This is a genomic window from Chitinophaga sp. (assembly GCF_017745275.1).
Lineage (GTDB): Bacteria > Bacteroidota > Bacteroidia > Chitinophagales > Chitinophagaceae > Chitinophaga.
The window spans coordinates 1,304,711-1,322,552 of record NZ_JAGHZS010000001.1 but is presented as its reverse complement, the minus strand read 5'-3'; the positions used below and the strand labels follow the sequence as shown (position 1 = coordinate 1,322,552).

15 protein-coding genes are annotated in these 17,842 nt (G+C 46.0%); 5 read left to right on the top strand and 10 right to left on the bottom strand.

Going from position 1 to position 17,842, the window contains the following annotated elements; translation table 11 throughout:
* Window positions 1-74 precede the first annotated feature (74 nt).
* Window positions 75-1,403 carry a glycerate kinase gene (locus J7623_RS05345; protein WP_291918069.1) on the bottom strand — a complete coding sequence of 443 codons (1,329 nt, stop codon included), beginning with the start codon at window positions 1,401-1,403 and terminating at the stop codon, window positions 75-77.
* Between the two features lie 62 nt (window positions 1,404-1,465).
* Entirely contained in the window at window positions 1,466-1,909 is a 444-nt protein-coding gene (locus J7623_RS05340; protein WP_291918066.1) for a hypothetical protein, read from the bottom strand.
* Window positions 1,910-2,103: 194 nt separating this feature from the next.
* Between J7623_RS05340 and J7623_RS05335 the strand changes: the two genes are divergently transcribed.
* On the top strand, window positions 2,104-5,151 hold the full coding sequence (locus tag J7623_RS05335; RefSeq protein ID WP_291918063.1) for an amidohydrolase family protein: 3,048 nt from the start codon (window positions 2,104-2,106) through the stop codon (window positions 5,149-5,151).
* Window positions 5,152-5,184: 33 nt separating this feature from the next.
* Window positions 5,185-6,477 (top strand): amidohydrolase family protein, encoded by a 1,293-nt coding sequence (locus J7623_RS05330; RefSeq protein WP_291918060.1) that lies wholly within the window; start codon window positions 5,185-5,187, stop codon window positions 6,475-6,477.
* Between the two features lie 67 nt (window positions 6,478-6,544).
* Here the strand turns inward: J7623_RS05330 and tyrS are convergent, their stop codons facing one another.
* Complete coding sequence (gene tyrS, locus J7623_RS05325; protein WP_291918057.1) at window positions 6,545-7,825, bottom strand: tyrosine--tRNA ligase; 1,281 nt, start codon at window positions 7,823-7,825, stop codon at window positions 6,545-6,547.
* Between the two features lie 182 nt (window positions 7,826-8,007).
* On the opposite strand from tyrS, the gene J7623_RS05320 reads away from it, so the two are divergent.
* Window positions 8,008-8,703 carry a hypothetical protein gene (locus tag J7623_RS05320; protein ID WP_291918053.1) on the top strand — a complete coding sequence of 232 codons (696 nt, stop codon included), beginning with the start codon at window positions 8,008-8,010 and terminating at the stop codon, window positions 8,701-8,703.
* An 81-nt stretch (window positions 8,704-8,784) separates the two neighbouring features.
* Here the strand turns inward: J7623_RS05320 and rfbD are convergent, their stop codons facing one another.
* The 6 genes from rfbD to J7623_RS05290 all read right to left on the bottom strand — a co-directional run bounded on the left by rfbD (window position 8,785) and on the right by J7623_RS05290 (window position 14,788).
* A complete protein-coding gene (gene rfbD, locus J7623_RS05315; protein ID WP_291918049.1) occupies window positions 8,785-9,651 on the bottom strand; it encodes a dTDP-4-dehydrorhamnose reductase in 867 nt (288 codons plus the stop codon).
* Between the two features lie 16 nt (window positions 9,652-9,667).
* Window positions 9,668-10,222 (bottom strand): dTDP-4-dehydrorhamnose 3,5-epimerase, encoded by a 555-nt coding sequence (rfbC, locus tag J7623_RS05310; protein WP_291918046.1) that lies wholly within the window; start codon window positions 10,220-10,222, stop codon window positions 9,668-9,670.
* An 82-nt stretch (window positions 10,223-10,304) separates the two neighbouring features.
* Window positions 10,305-11,360, bottom strand: coding sequence for a dTDP-glucose 4,6-dehydratase (rfbB, locus tag J7623_RS05305; RefSeq protein WP_291918043.1), 1,056 nt, complete (start codon window positions 11,358-11,360; stop codon window positions 10,305-10,307).
* Between the two features lie 17 nt (window positions 11,361-11,377).
* Window positions 11,378-12,322: a UDP-glucuronic acid decarboxylase family protein gene (locus tag J7623_RS05300; protein ID WP_291918039.1), complete on the bottom strand. Its 945-nt coding sequence runs from the start codon at window positions 12,320-12,322 to the stop codon at window positions 11,378-11,380.
* Window positions 12,323-12,338: 16 nt separating this feature from the next.
* Window positions 12,339-13,652 carry a UDP-glucose/GDP-mannose dehydrogenase family protein gene (locus tag J7623_RS05295; RefSeq protein WP_291918036.1) on the bottom strand — a complete coding sequence of 438 codons (1,314 nt, stop codon included), beginning with the start codon at window positions 13,650-13,652 and terminating at the stop codon, window positions 12,339-12,341.
* Window positions 13,649-14,788: a DegT/DnrJ/EryC1/StrS family aminotransferase gene (locus tag J7623_RS05290; RefSeq protein ID WP_291918035.1), complete on the bottom strand. Its 1,140-nt coding sequence runs from the start codon at window positions 14,786-14,788 to the stop codon at window positions 13,649-13,651. Before J7623_RS05290 ends, J7623_RS05295 begins: the two co-directional genes overlap by 4 nt.
* Before the next feature lie 109 nt (window positions 14,789-14,897).
* Here J7623_RS05290 and J7623_RS05285 point away from each other — a divergent pair, with 109 nt between their 5' ends.
* A complete protein-coding gene (locus J7623_RS05285; RefSeq protein WP_291918033.1) occupies window positions 14,898-16,154 on the top strand; it encodes a glycosyltransferase N-terminal domain-containing protein in 1,257 nt (418 codons plus the stop codon).
* On the opposite strand, the gene J7623_RS05280 is transcribed toward J7623_RS05285, so the two are convergent.
* The gene (locus tag J7623_RS05280; protein ID WP_291918030.1) at window positions 16,124-17,152 is read right to left on the bottom strand and encodes a hypothetical protein; all 1,029 of its coding nucleotides are present in this window, start codon (window positions 17,150-17,152) and stop codon (window positions 16,124-16,126) included. The two genes, J7623_RS05285 and J7623_RS05280, sit on opposite strands and share 31 nt — an antisense overlap.
* A gap of 90 nt (window positions 17,153-17,242) precedes the next feature.
* Here J7623_RS05280 and J7623_RS05275 point away from each other — a divergent pair, with 90 nt between their 5' ends.
* Window positions 17,243-17,818 (top strand): thymidine kinase, encoded by a 576-nt coding sequence (locus J7623_RS05275; RefSeq protein WP_291918027.1) that lies wholly within the window; start codon window positions 17,243-17,245, stop codon window positions 17,816-17,818.
* The last annotated feature ends 24 nt before the right edge of the window (window positions 17,819-17,842 follow it).

The window sequence follows — 17,842 nt, the reverse complement described above, 5'->3', positions numbered from 1 at the left end:
CGTTTAGTAAATACAGAATTTCTAATTCCAAACCCCAAAAATATAATCTATCTACATAGATACAAACTTTGATTTTAAATTTCAGGAGTATCTGCGGTGATAAGGAGGATCATGAGGTCCATGACATTCGTTTGGGTAGGACCTGTAACCAGTAGCCCGCCTGCTTTTGAGAAGAAATGCAACGCATCGTTGTTGCGTAAAAAACTATTTGCATCCAGTTGCCTGTTTCGGGCATTTTTCATCGTAGAGGCATCTACGATAGCGCCGGCTGCATCTGTGGGACCATCGCTGCCATCAGTACCTCCGCTTAAAAAAGTGATATGCGGATGCTCCGCCAACGCAATACCGGCAGCCAGTGCTAACTGCTGATTGCGGCCACCAAGGCCGTTTCCAGTAATTGTTACAGTTGTTTCTCCACCTGCTAATAAACAGGCAGGAAGTGGTCCGTGGTAATTGAGTGCAGTTTGTACCAGTTGCTCCGCCACGGCATGCACATCTCCCGTAATAGTATCAGATAACAGCACCGGGTAATACCCCAGTTCTCCAGCCTTTGAGGCAGCGGCTTCCAGCGCAATATGGTTCGTGCCCACCAGGTAGTTATGGGTATGTTTGAAGTGATGATCTCCGGGTTTGGGGGTTTCAGGTACTTTTCCGGCTACCCCGTTTTCAATATGTTGCCATAATGCCGGCGCTATCTTGCCCGGTAAATGATACTGTTGCAGTAGCTGTAAAGTATCTGCAAAGGTAGACGGGTCGGGCACAGTAGGGCCGGAGCCTATCACACTGAGGTCATCACCCACTACGTCGCTCAGGATAAGGGTGCATAACGTAGCCGGATATATGTTTTTGGCCAGTTGCCCGCCTTTGATGGCCGACAAATGTTTACGGACCACATTCATTTCGCGGATGTCTGCACCACTATTAAGCAGGACGGTAAACAACTGTTGTACTTCCGGCAGGGTACTGCCAGCCGGAACATCCGCCAGCAGCGCGGAAGCACCGCCAGACAGGAGAAAAATCACCAGGTCTTCCGGTTGCACCTGCGCCGCAATGGCCTGCAGTTTAACGGAAGCGGATACACTATTTTCATCAGGCACGGGATGCCCGGCCTCCAGCAAGGTTAGGTGCTGTAACGGCAACGCATGTCCGTATTTGGTGATCACCAAGCCCTGTAGCGGAAAGTGGGGAAGGAGCAGTTGTTCCAGTTCCTGTGCCATCGCGGCAGCAGCTTTGCCCGCTCCCAGGACCCAAACACGGGCATGTTCAGGGACCCTGTATTCATCTCCCGAAATATTTATTATACGGGCAGCCGGCAGCACCTGCACATTTTTCCGCATCAGCTCCTGCGGATGTACGGCTGCCACAGCGTGTAAAAATATGTTCCGGATATCGGTAGTCGTCATATGCCTGAAAAATAAAAAAGCAGTGAGAAGACTCACTGCTTTTCCATTTAAAAATAAGTTATTTATTGTTGCTGGGTGGCATTTCTCGTTTGTTTTTTCAGCCGCTTCTTTTCCATTTTCTGTTCAAGATGCTCTTTTTTATTCATCTCCCAGTCGTTCCACTTCTTATACTGAGTAGCTGTGAACACGGTTTTAAAGCGCTGGCTACGTTCGGAATCCAATGCTTTAAACTGCGTCATCCGCTCTTTTTGCGTGAGGGAAGGATTACTTTTTACCGCATCTCTGCGGCGCACAATGTCTTCATTGATCACATACGTTTTTTTCGCCTGCTCTTTGTTCAGGCCAATTTTATGGGAAATTTTATCAGTGATTTTATCGGCCCTTCCTTCCACACTCCAGCGGCCTTTTATATCAGTAGTGTCCTTTGTTTGCGCAAAAGCGGTGGTAGTTATCACTGCCAGTAAACAGATGCGCAGTAACTGTGTATAGATGGAAAAAAATTGCATAATCAGCAAGTATTATCGATTTAAAACAAACTTAGGATCTAATCCATTGTCAAATTATCCCTTTTTCGTGTGAATCCAAAATTTTAGAACCGGCTACCACTCATAAAAAATATCGTGTTTTGTTAACGTCCGCCTTAATGATTTATTACATTTAGCGGATCAACTAAATCTGTACCGAAAAATTAAAGATTTACATGAAAAGAGCTTTTGAGAAACCCGCGATGGCCTTGCTATCCCGATGTCTTACCCATGCCCTGAACCGGTATCGCAGCCAGGTGGTTTTGCTGGCCCTGCTGGGGTGCGGCACTTACGCCAGCGCGCAGGAAACTTTTCCTGTAAACGGCATTGCAGATCCCCGCGAAGGATGTTTCGCATTCACACATGCTACCATTGTAAAAGATGCGCAAACCACCCTGCAAAATGCCACCCTCGTTATCCGTGATGGAAAAATTATTGCCGCGGATCCCGGGGCCGTTATTCCCAAAGATGCGGTAGTACTGGATTGTAAAGGGAAATATATCTATCCTTCCTTTGTGGATATTTTTAGCAGCTACGGGCTGTCCGAAGCCAAAAGAGGCGGTTCTTCCTGGAATGCTCCGCCCCAGTTTCTGTCTAACACCAAAGGGGCATATGGCTGGAACCAGGCTATCCGGAGTGAGGTAAATGCAGTGGATTTGTTTACGGGAGATGATAATAAAGCAGCGCCATTACGGGAAGCCGGTTTTGGAACGGTGCTCACCCAGCAACCGGATGGCATCGCCCGTGGTACGGCGGCCCTGGTAACGTTGGCTACCGTGAAAGAGAATAAAGCGATCCTCCGCGAAAAAGCGGCTGCCGTTTATTCTTTCGATAAAGGTACTTCCACCCAAAATTATCCTAATTCCCTGATGGGCTGTATTGCCCTGCTACGGCAAACTTACCTGGATGCCCAGTGGTATAAATCACAACCGGCAAAAGAAGGCGTAAACCTCAGCCTGCAGGCCTGGAACGCCAATCAGCAACTGCCACAGGTATTTGAAGCGGCAGATAAATGGGACGTACTCCGCGCCGATAAAATAGGAGATGAATTTGGTGTACAATATATTATCAAAGCCGGTGGCAACGAATACCAGCGTATCCCTGAAATGGCCGCCACCAAAGCCACGTTTATTTTGCCGCTGAACTTCCCCGGTGCTATCGACATGGAAGATCCTGCCGATGCCCGCTTTGTATCACTGGCAGACATGAAACACTGGGAAATGGCTCCCGCTGAAGCCGGCGCTTTCGAAAAAGCAAATATCCCTTTCTGTTTAACAGCTGCTGATTTGAAAGATGTGAAACAGTTTATGGCTAATGTCCGCAGAGCAATTGCCTATGGCCTCAGCGAACAAAAAGCCCTCGAAGCATTAACCAAAACACCGGCTACCATATTGAAAGCATACGACAAAGTTGGTAGCCTGGAAGCCGGTAAACTCGCTAACTTCCTCATTGCCTCCGGTCCTATCTTCAGCGATAAAACTGTCCTGTATCAAAACTGGATACAAGGCAACCGCTACATTATCAAAAGCGATGGTTGGAATGATATCCGCGGTATTTATACCGTTACACTCACGCCAGGAAACAGTTATAGCGTAGAGGTAAGAGGTACTGCCAGCGCTCCGCTGTTGTCTGTGCTGCAAAAAGATACCCTGCCCGGACGTATCGACGTAAACGGTAAACTGGTGTCAATATCTTTACCACTGGCCAAAAACAGCAAAAGCAGCATTCGACTCAGCGGTATCATCAGCGGCAACAGCTGGGCCGGTACGGGCGCTGATACCAGCGGTAACCTCGTTAAATGGTCGGCTGTGTTTGTGAGTAATACCACAGAAAAAGCAGAACCTATTAAGAAAGAACCTGCGCCAGTGATGGGAGCACTCTTATATCCATTTAATGGCTATGGCTGGGAGAAACTGCCTAAACAGGAAGACCTGCTCATCAAAAATGCAACCGTTTGGACCAACGAAAAAGAAGGCAAACTTGAAAATACGGATGTGTTATTACGCAATGGTAAAATTGCACAGATCGGAAAAAACCTCTCCGCCGGCAATGCCCGCGTAATTGATGGTACCGGCAAACACTTGTCTGCCGGCATTATCGACGAACACTCGCATATCGCTATCAGCAAGGGCGTCAATGAATCATCGCAATCTGTTACCGCCGAAGTACGGATTGCCGACGTATTGAATCCTGATGACGTAAATATCTATCGTCAACTTAGCGGTGGTGTCACTGCTTCCCATTTATTACATGGCAGCGCCAATGCTATTGGTGGCCAGTCGCAATTGATCAAACTGCGCAGGGGCCAGAATGCAGAAGACCTGAAAGTTGCTAACTGGGATCCTTTCATCAAATTTGCCCTCGGCGAAAACGTGAAGCAATCCAACTGGGGCGAGCGTAATACGGTACGTTTCCCACAAACCAGGATGGGCGTAGAGCAGATTTATACAGATGCGTTTACCCGTGCCCGTGACTATGAAAAGCAAGGACCCGGCAAGCGCCGCGATCTTGAACTGGACGCACTGGTAGAGATTTTACACCAGCAACGCTTCATTACCTGTCACTCGTATGTACAGAGTGAAATCAATATGCTCATGCATGTGGCAGATAGTTTTCACTTCCGCGTGAATACCTTCACCCACATCCTTGAAGGATATAAGGTAGCCGATAAAATGAAAGCCCATGGCGCCGGCGCAGGTACCTTCGCCGACTGGTGGGCCTATAAAATGGAAGTACAGGATGCCATTCCCTACAACGCCGCCATTATGCACAAGGTAGGTGTAGTCACCGCCATCAACTCTGATGATGCCGAGATGGCCCGCCGCCTGAACCAGGAAGCCGCTAAAACCATCCGCTACGGCGGCGTGAGCGAGGAAGAAGCCCTGAAAATGGTGACCATTAATCCCGCTAAACTGCTGCACGTGGATAACCGCATGGGCAGTATCAAAGTAGGAAAAGATGCCGACGTAGTACTGTGGAGCGATAATCCGCTAAGCATTTACGCCAAAGCGGAAAAGACCATTGTAGATGGTATCGTGGAATTTGACCGCGACAATGATCTGCTGTTACGCAAACGCATCGCCGCAGAACGTAATCGTCTTACCCAACTGCTGTTGTCGGAAAAGAAGAAAGGTACTCCTACCCAAAAAGCTGCCTTTGTGGCGGATGAAATGTACCACTGTGAAGACTTACAGGGAGGACACCAGCAAGCCATTGGCTATTAATTATTAAAAGCTACACGCAAAATGCAAACAGCGATGAAACGACATTTGATTTTATTAGGCCTGGCCATAGGAGTACATACCGCCTATGCACAGGAAACTATATCACCGGCACTGCCACAGGACAAGCCGGTATTTCTTACCAATGCCACCATTCATGTAGGCAATGGGGAAGTGATTAACAATGGCACTATTGCCTTCAGCAAAGGGAAAATTACAGCTGTGGGAAACAGTGTTCCTGCAGCCGGTAGCGACGCTACTATCCTGGATCTGAAAGGGCAGCATGTATATCCTGGTATTATTGCACCGGAATCCAAACTGGGGCTGGTGGAATTTGAAAGCGTCCGCGCCACGATTGATGCACGGGAAGTAGGTGAAGTGAATCCGTCAGTACGCTCCATCATTGCTTATAATGCCGATTCAAAAGTGATCAACACACTGCGTTCCAATGGTATATTGTTGGCACAGGTAACGCCGGAAGGTGGATTGATCAGCGGTACCTCATCCGTAGTACAACTGGACGCCTGGAACTGGGAAGATGCGGCGTATAAAACCGATAATGCGCTGCATTTTTATATGCCCAGCCTGTTGCCCGTGGCCAGTAGCGGCCGTGGTGGCGCTTCTTCCACAGACCGGTTGAAGGTAGCCATGGACCAGGTAGAACAGGTGAGAACGTTCTTCCGCGAGGCACATGCCTATCAGCAGGAGTCAAAACATGCGGCCACGAACCTGAAATTTGAGGCCATGCGCAAACTGTTTACCCGGGAGCAAAAGCTGTTTATTCACTGCGACCTGGTAAAGGAAATGCTGATCGCCATTGATTTTGCAAAAGAATTTAACCTGGATATCGCCATTGTAGGAGGTAGTGATGCCTGGCTCATTGCTGATATCCTGAAGCAAAATAATGTGCCGGTGATATTAACGCAACCGCATAGCCTGCCTGTTATGCAGGATGATGATGTGGATCAACCTTACAAAACTGCTGCCCAACTGCAGAAAGCCGGCGTACTGTTTTGCCTGAGCAACGACGGTTTCTGGCAGCAGCGTAACCTGGGCTATGAAGCAGGAACTACGGCCACTTACGGTCTTAGCAAAGAAGAAGCACTTACTGCGGTGACGTTGAATGCTGCTAAAATATTAGGCATCGACAAAACCACCGGCTCCCTGGAAGCAGGCAAAGATGCTAATATTGCTATTAGTGCGGGTGATATCATGGATATGAAGTCCAGTGTTATCAACAAAGCATTTATCCAGGGGAGGGAAATTAACCTGGATAATAAGCAGAAGCAGTTGTATGAGAAATATGAAAAGAAGTATGGATTAAAATAATGGGGTGTAAGTATAAAAAAGAAAAGGCCTCCGCGGATGCGGGGGCCTTTCTTTTTATGCGTATGGTTTATACCGTTTGAACAACGATATATGTTTTTCCTTTTTGCAACAGGATATATTTATCTCTCAGCAAAGATTCGGTATTTACCACCATGTCGATGCCGGGAACTTTTACTTTGTTAACGCTTACGCCGCCACCCTGCACCATTTTACGTGCTTCGCTTTTGCTGGGGAGTAAACCACTTTCTGCGGCCAGGCTCACAATGTCTTTACCTGCTTCAATATCCGCCCTGGAAATCTCATACTTTGGAATGTTGTTGAGCAAATCCATGAGGTCCTCTTCAGAGAGGGACGATAATATAGCAGCAGTATCTTTATTGAATAACACCGAAGATGCTTCTACAGCGAAGTTGTAGCTTTCTTCACCATGAATGAAAGTAGTCACTTCTTTGGCCAGACGTTTTTGCAACAGTCGTTGCCCTGCGTCTTTTCTATGTTCTGTAATCAGGTCTTCTATTTCCTGTTGCTCCATAAAGGTGAAGATCTTAATGTAGCTTTCGGCGTCCTCATCAGATGTTCTGAACCAGAACTGGTAGAACGCGTAAGGGGACGTACGTTTAGGATCCAGCCATACCGTACCGGATTCGGTTTTTCCGAATTTGGTACCATCTGCTTTTTTGATCAGCGGGCAGGTGAAAGCGAAAGCTTCACCGCGGGCTTTCCGGCGTACCAGCTCAGTACCGGTAACAATGTTACCCCACTGATCGGAGCCACCCATCTGCAGTTTGCAGTTTTTGGCTGTATATAAATGATAGAAATCGTAACCCTGTATCAGTTGATAGGTGAATTCAGTGAAAGACATCCCGTTTTCGCCTTCGATTCTTTTTTTCACAGAATCTTTGGCCATCATATAGTTGACAGTGATGTGTTTACCGGTATCGCGAATAAAATCGAGGAAGGAAATGTGTTGGAACCAGTCGAAGTTATTCACCATTTCTGCCGCATTGGGTTTGGCAGGATCAAAGTCGAGGAAGCGTTCCAACTGAGCTTTGATACCATTGACATTTTTTTGCAGGGTATCCAGGTCCAGCATTTTTCTTTCTTCCGCTTTAAAGGAGGGGTCGCCTACCATGCCGGTAGCGCCGCCCACCAGCGCGAGGGGCTTATGTCCTGCCTTTTGCAGGTGCACCAGCAGCAGAATAGGCACCAGGCTTCCGATGTGCAACGACTCCGCAGTAGGGTCAAAACCAATATAAGCAGTGGTCATTTCCTTTTGCAGTTGCTCTTCCGTGCCAGGCATCATATCCTGTAGCATACCCCGCCAGCGCAGTTCTTCTATCAGATTCATGATTTTAATAACAATTTTTGCAAACCTACATAAAATTCACAGGATTCACCCATTTAAAGGCCATCCCGTCAGATCTGGGGATATCTGCGTAACTTTATAACAACAGCCCGGCGGCTGATTCATCCATCCGGCGTTAATCCATCCGGTAACTATTCCTCATCTTCCCCAAAACTCCTTGTTTTATGAAAAGCTTATTACTGATGGTCATGGTTTGCGGTGGTATTACGCCGGCGCTGGCCCAGGATTGCAAAGGTTTTTATTACCTGCTTAATAATGCCGAAATAGAAATGACGGTGTACGATGCCAGTGGTGCCGCCACGGGCAAAACTATCTACAAAGTGAATAATGTACATAAAGATGGAGATGCTGTTAGCTCTGATTTCTCCAACACGTATTATGATAAAAACAACAAGCCGGTTAACACTGGCGCCGGGCATTTTAAATGTAGTGGCAACACGGCGGCGATAGATATGAAAATGAGTGTACCGGCCGCACCCAATATGAGCGATACTAAAATAGAAGGAAAAAGTAATGTGGCATTTCTTGATTATCCTTCTCATATGGCCGTAGGGCAGGAGCTACCCGGAGGTTCTTACGAAATGACTAATAAGGTGAAAGGCATGGATATGGTACTGAAGTATACGATCAGTAACCGGAAGGTGACAGGCCGGGAAACCGTTACCACCGCGGCCGGTAGCTGGAACTGCTATGTGATTAACTACGATCTGAATTTCCAGATGACGATGATGAACAAGATAGTGCCAATGAAATTCAGTGCAACGGAATGGTTTGCACCGGGTTTTGGTCCGGTTAAGACAGCCTCTTTCAGGGAGGGGAAAAAGACGGGTGGTACGTTGATTACAGGGCTGAAGAAATAATTTGCAAGCTCGAAAAAGGCTGATTAAAAAGAAAGCGCCGCGCAGGTAGCCATCTCTTTAATCAGCCTTTCTGCTATTGTATTATATATTTTTCAGGCATTTCGCTAAACTGTCTCTCCAATATGGAACAGTAATACCGAATGTGCTTTTAATTTTTTCCTTGTTTAATACGCTGTATGCCGGGCGTTTTGCAGCAGTTTTGTATTTGTCTGATGTAACCGGTAAAATGGTGGTATTGGCGTTGATCATTTCTTTAATGGCCACGGAAAAATCGTACCAGCTGGCCACTCCTTCGTTACTATAATGATATACACCGCCAATGGCCGTATCCTGGTGAAGTACTTTATATTGGAGGATATCCAGGATGGTGGTAGCCAGATCGCCGGCGTAAGTAGGAGTGCCTATCTGATCAAATACTACGTTTAATTCCGGTCTTTCCTGCATCAGCTCTTTCATACGTTTGGCGAAATTGACGCCATATTCGGAGTAGAGCCAGGAGGTACGGATAACGATGGTATTTTCATTGTAGCCCATTGCTGCTGCTTCTCCACGTACTTTGGAGGCACCATAAATGCTTTGTGGATCAGTGTCGTCCGCTTCTGAATACGGCAGGTACTGTTTTCCGCTGAATACATAGTCGGTAGAAATATGTACCAGTTGGGCATTATGTTGTGCGCAGATTTCCGCCAGGTTTAGTACGGCCTGGAAGTTTAGCAGAAAAGCATTGTCTTCATCTTCTTCTGCCTTATCTACCGCGGTATAAGCTGCACAGTTAATACAGGCATCAATTTGTTGAGCAGAGAAAAAGGCTGCAAGTGCATCTGCATTGGTAATGTCCAGGTCCTGGTAATCAGTAAATAGCAGGTTAAATTGTGGGTATGCACCTGCAATTTTTTGCAGGGATTGTCCCAATTGACCTTTTCCGCCGGTAACAAGAATGTTTTTCATGGCAAATGATCGGCTGTTAAAAAATGAAATTATGTTGTATGTCCGCCAGTGGGGGAAGTATCAGATCTTTTTCTGAAACGATAGCATCTTTAAGATCAATGCCCCAGTCGATATTCAATGCCGGATCATTGTAAATAATACCTCCTTCGCTACCTTTTTGGTAGAAGTTATCACATTTATACATTACTTCTGCGGTTTCGCTGATAACAGCATAACCATGTGCAAATCCTTTTGGAACCAGTAATTGCAGCTTGTTGGCAGCAGTTAATTCGATGGCAAAAGATTTACCGTAAGTAGGAGATCCTTTGCGGATATCTACTACTGCGTCAATAATAGCGCCTTCCAGTACACGTATTAGCTTGGTTTGTGCATATGGTTCCAGCTGATAGTGTAATCCTCTTAATACACCGTAGGTAGAGCGTGCCTGGTTATCCTGCACAAATTGATAAGTAATACCTTCTGCGTTGAAAGTATTGGCGTTATAGCTCTCGAAAAAATAGCCACGATGATCGCCGTGTACTTTAGGTTCGTAAATTAAAAGTCCTGGTATTCCGGTTTGTTGAAAGCCCATAGAGAGTGATATATGCTGGTAGCTTTTAGCTTTTAGCCACCAACCAATAATAGGTTGATAGCTAAAAGCTAATGACTAAAAGCTATCTTTTTTGATATTGTTCGTTATAATATTTCTGGTATTCTCCGCTGGTGACGTTGTTCAACCAGCTTTCATTTTCCAGGTACCAATCTACTGTTTTTTCCAGCCCTTCTTCGAATTGGAGAGAGGGCTCCCAGCCCAATTCCTTATTGAGTTTGGTGGCATCTATTGCATAGCGGAGATCATGTCCTGCACGGTCTTTCACGTAGGTAATCAATTGTGCAGAAGTACCTTCAGGACGTCCCAGCTTTTGGTCCATGATCTTACACAACAGTTGGATAAGGTCAATGTTTTTCCATTCGTTGAAGCCGCCTACATTGTAGGTTTCCCCGATTTTGCCATGATGGAAGATAGTATCGATAGCTCTGGCATGATCATTTACGTATAGCCAGTCGCGTACATTTTCTCCTTTGCCATAAACCGGCACTGGCTTATTATTTTTAATATTATGTATCGCCAGTGGAATTAGTTTCTCCGGAAAATGATGAGAGCCATAATTATTAGAGCAGTTGGAAATCACTGCTGGTAAGTGATACGTGTGATGATAAGCCATCACAAAGTGATCTGAACTGGCTTTTGAAGCGGAATATGGCGAACGGGGATCATATGCAGTTGTTTCCAGGAAAAATCCTTCTTCTCCCAGAGAACCATATACTTCATCAGTAGATACATGGTAGAAAAGCTTTCCTTCCATGTTGTCTTTCCAATGTTTCCGGGCATTATTCAACAATACAGCTGTGCCTAATACATTTGTCTTAATAAATGCCAGCGGGTCCATGATAGAACGATCCACATGACTTTCTGCTGCGAGGTGAATAACACCATCAAACTGATATTTCGTAAAGAGTGAATCGATAAAAGATTCATCTGTGATATCCCCCTTCTCGAAAGTGTAGTTAGGTTTATCTTTTATGTCAGTCAGGTTCTCCAGATTCCCGGCGTACGTAAGTGCATCCAGGTTTACGATCTGGTAGTCCGGGTATTTATTTACGAACAACCGTACTACATGTGAACCAATGAATCCGGCCCCGCCGGTAATCAATAGTTTCCGCTTCATTCCAGATAAGATTTAGTTTATTTTAATAACGCCTCTTTAAAATACTCATAAGTGATCTTTAAACCTTCCTGCCGGCTTACTTTAGGTTCCCATCCCAGGAGGGTGCGGGCTTTAGTAATGTCTGGCTGGCGTTGCTTAGGATCATCTTTTGGTAATGGATGATAAACAATCTTCTGTTTAGATCCGGTTAAGGCAATGATTTCTTCTGCAAACTGGTTCAGGGTAATTTCCTGAGGATTACCAATGTTTACAGGCAGATGGTAATCGCTTAATAATAAGCGGTAGATACCTTCTACCAGGTCATCCACATAACAGAAAGAACGCGTTTGGCTGCCATCGCCAAATACGGTCAGATCCTGTCCATTCAGTGCCTGGCTCATAAATGCCGGCAAGGCACGACCGTCATCGAGTCGCATGCGCGGACCATAAGTATTAAAAATACGTATGATACGAGTATCTACGCCATGGAAGTTATGATATGCCATGGTAATAGATTCCAGGAATCTTTTGGCTTCGTCATATACGCCTCTTGGGCCTACCGGGTTTACGTTACCCCAGTATTCTTCCGTTTGAGGGTGCACATTAGGATCGCCATACACTTCGGAAGTAGAAGCCACGAGGATACGGGCTTTCTTCTCTTTAGCCAAACCGAGCAGGTTGTGCGTACCTAAGGAGCCTACTTTCAATGTTTGAATAGGCATCTTCAGATAGTCAATCGGGCTGGCCGGAGAAGCAAAGTTTAATATATAATCCAGTTTCCCCGGAATATGTACGAACTTGGTAACATCATGGTGGTAATACTCAAAATCGGGCAGCGGAAAAAGATGCTCGATGTTTTTGATATTGCCCGTGAGCAGGTTATCCATGGCTATTACATGGTAACCTTCTTTTATAAAGCGGTCGCAAAGGTGGGAACCCAGAAAACCAGCCGCACCAGCAATGAGAATTCTTTTCTTTTCCATATTTGGGTGTAAGTTATTAAAGAGTAACAGGCATACGTCCAACGCTTTCGTAATGATAGCCCAATTCTTTCATACGCGTTACTTCAAAAAGATTTCTACCATCAAAGATAGCATGGTGCTTTAAGCTGGCAGAAATTTTATGGAAGTCCGGTGTTCTGAATACGCTCCATTCGGTAGCAATAATCAGGGCATCTGCATTTTCCAGGCAGGTGTACTGATGTTCTGCATAGGTGATTTTATCTCCCATTACCTGTTTAACATTATTCATAGCTTCCGGATCAAAAACGCTTACTGTAGCACCTGCCGCCAGCAACGCATCAATGATATATAAAGCCGGAGCTTCCCGGATATCATCTGTATTAGGCTTGAATGCAAGCCCCCACAGTGCAAAATGCTTTCCGGTAAGGTCGTTGTTAAAGAATGCCTTTATTTTAGGCAGTAAAAAGAGTTTTTGCTTCTCGTTTACATCCATTACAGCATTCAGTATTTTAAACTCATATTGTGCATCCTCAGATGATTTCACCAGCGCCTGCACATCTTTAGGGAAACAGCTACCACCATAGCCTATGCCAGGGAATAAAAAGCGTTTACCAATACGATCATCGCTACCTATTCCTCTGCGCACCATGTCTACGTCTGCACCCAGTTTTTCGCACAGCACCGCAATTTCATTCATAAAGGAAATTTTGGTCGCCAGGAAGGAGTTGGCTGCGTACTTGGTGAGTTCTGCAGACTTTTCATCCATGAATAATATTGGATTCCCCTGTCTTACAAATGGTGCATACAATTCTCCCATTACTTTACGTGCTCTTTCAGAGGTAGTTCCGATTACCACTCTGTCTGGTTTCATAAAGTCATCTACAGCAACCCCTTCACGTAAAAATTCCGGATTGGATACTACGTCAAATGGCGTACTGCAATTTTGTGCAATGGCAGCAATCACTTTTTCAGCTGTGCCAACAGGTACAGTACTTTTGTCTACAATTACTTTGTAGTCAGTCATGATTTTACCTAAATGGGTAGCTACATTGAGTACAAAGGAAAGGTCTGCCGCACCATCAGCTCCGGGAGGAGTAGGTAGTGCAAGGAAAATTACTTCTGCATCTTTAATCCCTTCTTCCAGGTTGGTAGTGAAAGACAGACGTTCTTCTTTCAGGTTTCTTTCAAATAATTTTTCCAGCCCTGGCTCATAGATAGTAATTTGACCAGCGGAAAGCTTTTTTACCTTGTTAGCATCAATGTCTACACATGTGACGTCATTTCCTGTTTCTGCGAAACAAGTGCCGGTTACGAGTCCTACATAACCGGTTCCTACTACTGTAATCTTCATGCGGGGGTGTTGTTTAAAAATGATTTAACGGACTGGATAATGTGTTCCAGTTGATCGGCATCCATTTCAGTGTGTATTGGCAAGGAAATCACCTTGGTGGTTAGATTATCGGTTACAGGGAGATTAAAGGACGCGCCACCGAAATGCTCGAACATCTTTTGACGGTGACCCGGAACAGGATAGTAAATCATGGCTGGTACTCCTTTGGTAGACAGGTACTGTTGTAATTCATTTCTATCAGCTCCGTCTATCTGAAGGGTATATTGGTGAAATACGTGATAACTGTTTGCTGCGCGGTAAGGCGTTGTAATTTGAGGTACGTCGGCAAATGCTGCGTCATAGGCATCAGCTACAGCACGACGGGCACTGATGTATTCATCGAGTAACGGTAATTTGATATTTAATACAGCTGCCTGTACAGAATCCAGCCGGGAGTTACAGCCTACTACATCATGGTAGTAGCGGGCAGACTGGCCGTGATTGGCTACCATACGGAGTTGTGCAGCGATAGCGTCATCGTTGGTGAAGATCGCACCACCATCACCGTAGCAGCCCAGGTTTTTGGAAGGGAAGAAAGAAGTACAGCCAATATGGCCAATAGTACCGGCTTTCTTTTTAGTGCCATCTGCAAATGTATAATCGGCACCGATTGCCTGCGCATTATCTTCTACCACAAACAGGTTGTGTTTAGCTGCCAGCGCCATCAGTGGTTCCATATCTGCCACATGGCCATACAAATGCACGGGTACAATGGCCTTGGTTTTAGGCGTAATGGCTTTTTCTACCGCCGCTACGTCCAGGCAATATGTTTTTGGGTCTACATCCACAAAAACAGGTTTCAGATGTAAGAGGGCAATCACTTCTGCGGTAGCAATAAAAGTAAAAGAAGGGGTGATTACTTCATCGCCGGGTTGCAGGCCAAGTGCCATCATGGCAATTTGAAGCGCATCAGTTCCGTTGGCGCAGGGAATCACATGCTTCGCCCCCAGGTACGATTGTAAAGCTCCCGCAAATTGTTGCACAGCACCGCCATTAATAAAAGCAGTGCTTTCCAGTACTTCTCCGATGGCAGCATCTACCTGTGATTTAATCTTCGTATACTGGCGTTTCAAGTCCACCATCTGAATAGGAACCATATGATCGTATATTTTTATTTTGTTTAAAGTGTGCAAATTTACAAATTTTGGGAATGGCTGGGGATTATCTTTGCATTTAGTTGAAAATTAGGTAAAAGTACGCAGGCGAATGATAGCAAAAGGAATTTATAACGCAGGGCTTCAATTATATAAGGCAGGAGTACACCTGGCGGCTATGGCCGGTAAAACCAAAGCACAGCACTGGCTCCGGGGCCGTCAGTATTGGGCAGCCTGTATGCGCCAGGCCGGTGTGGGTAACCAGCCCGTGGTTTGGATCCATGCAGCTTCCCTGGGCGAATTTGAGCAGGGAAGACCCGTGCTGGAAGCTATTCGCGCCAACTGGCCGGCCTATAAAATACTATTGACATTCTTTTCCCCCTCTGGCTACGAAGTCCGGAAAGACTATAAAGGCGCCGATTTTGTATTTTATCTGCCCCTGGATACTCGGCGCAATGCCCGGGAATTTCTGGATATTGTGCAGCCCGCGCTGACCATCTTCATAAAATATGAATTCTGGTATCACTACCTCACCACCTTGCATACACGAAATATCCCTACTTTACTGGTATCTGGTATTTTCCGCCAGGACCAGGTGTTTTTTAAAGGCTATGGTGGCATGTTTCGCAGTTTATTACAACAGTTGACCCATATCTTCGTACAAAATGATAATTCCCTCCGGCTACTGCAGGGCATTGGCTTACATAACAGCAGCATTAGCGGGGATACCCGTTTCGACCGGGTTTCAGCGCTCCTGCTGGAACAAACCAACCTTCCGGCCATCGCAGCCTTTGCAGAGGGGAAAAGATTAGTAGTAGCCGGAAGCACCTGGCCAGAAGATGAAAAGATGCTGAGTGAGTGGTGGAAAGAAAACGAGGTGCCTGATGTGAAACTGGTTATAGCTCCCCATGAAATTCATGAATCACATATACAAGCTATCCTTGCGCTGTTTCCCGACGCTGCCAGGTATTCCACCCTGCAACAGCCTGCCACGGCCAATGTCATAATAATTGATAATATCGGCATGTTAACCGCTTTATATCGCTATGCCAGCATTGCGTACGTGGGCGGGGGCCTTGGAAAAGGCGGCATTCACAATATCCTGGAACCAGCCGTATACAGTAAACCCGTATTAATGGGCCCGGAGTTCAGCAAATATTTTGAAGCCGTTGAACTGGTGAAAGCAGGAGGGGCTCTGGTGGTGAGCAATGATCAGCAACTTCATACCTATATGGACCGGCTGCTGACAGATCCTACGGAATATAACAGGATAGCTGCCATTGCAGGGGCCTATGTAGCCGCCAATACCGGCGCTACACAAAAAATCCTGCATTATATTCAGGAGAACCGCTTCTTAAGCAGGGAATAGAAGTGCTGTACCAGGTGATGGTCGTCCTGCCAGCCTTGTATGATTTTTATTTCACGCTGTATCCAGTAATCAGCTTCCTGCAGGTTACCGCATTCGTTGATGGTTTTAATGGACCGTTCGTAGAGGTCTCTGTCTCCGCGGAACAGCTCCTGGATAAACTGGTATTTGTCGTTGATACCAATGGCCGCGCGGAGATCCTGTATAGGCATGTCTCCCAGCTTCTGGGCAACTTCTACCTGTTGCTGACGCAAACGATCATTTATTGACTGTCCATTATTACCGGCCAGTTCGTTCAGGTCTTTTCTCAGTTCGCGGGTAGGCGTGTCCGTATGTCCGTTTGTAGCGGGAATATCATCGAAGAGCGTGGCAGGCCTGGGTTTTTCCGCGGCTGGTTGTGACGCTGCCAATGTAGGAATTGGCTGTGCAGTAACTACCGGTGTTGGTTTGGGCGGTACCAGGTCAGTCGCCGGTGGAACCGCTGCAGCTACCGGTTCAGGAGTGGCAGGCGGAACAGGATCTATTGCCGCTGGCTGAGGCGTAGTATCTTGTGCTTTAGCCGCACGCGTATTAATATCTTCTGAAGAAATAATATTATTGATGGTGTTAGCCGTAGAGAGCCTGGCAGCGCGGGTATTGATATCTTCCTCTTCGTTAGCCGGAGCAGGAGTGGCTATAACGGGATTTCCCGCTTTGGCGGCTATTTCCGGAGCAATGGGCAGTGGTTTTTCTGCTACTGGAGGCTCCGGCGTTTTATTTGATGGTAATGTTGTAGTTTGCGCCGCGGTTGTTACTGGTACGGTGTTCGTAACCATTGATTGTTGCGGCATGATAACGGCGATGTTGCCCTGGGTCGCCTGCACCCGTTGCTGATGTTGCCGGTTGCGTTCATGCAACACCTCCGCCTGCAGCAATTGTACATAATAGGACAATGCAGACAGGTCTGCGCCGGAATTCTTTAATTCCTGTAGTTTTTCAATTAATGCATTAATTTTTTCCATGCCTTAATTGTTAACGGGTGAATGATAGAAATTATTTTATTTTCATAAAATTAGAATATTTTAATTAATTAATAATCAAATTAGTATAATATGTTTATTGAACCTTCTCTTGCAGGAGGACGGAGGGGCTGGATTGAAGTAATTTGCGGCTCTATGTTTTCGGGAAAAACCGAAGAACTGATCCGCCGCCTAAAACGGGTACGTATCGCCAATCTGAAAGTGGAGATTTTTAAACCAGCGGTAGATACCCGTTATGATGAAGGCAGTATTACTTCTCATGATGAAAATAAAATAGTATCCACCCCGATAGAAAACTCCCAGCAAATATTGCTGTTGGCACAGGATGTAGATGTAGTGGGCATTGACGAGGCACAATTCTTCGATGATGAATTACCTAATGTTTGTGATCAGCTGGCATTACGTGGTGTACGCGTGATCATAGCCGGGCTGGACATGGATTATACCGGAAAGCCTTTCGGGCAGATGCCTTTCCTCCTCGCCAAGGCGGATTATATTACCAAGCTCCATGCAATTTGTGTAAAGTGTGGGCATATTGCCAACTATTCTTATCGTAAGTCCGCTTCCAAAGAAACGTTGTTGCTGGGAGAAAAAGATTTGTACGAGCCAAGGTGCAGGCATTGTTATTATGAAGATCATCAGGCGTAGAAATAAAGCATAAAGCTGAAAGCA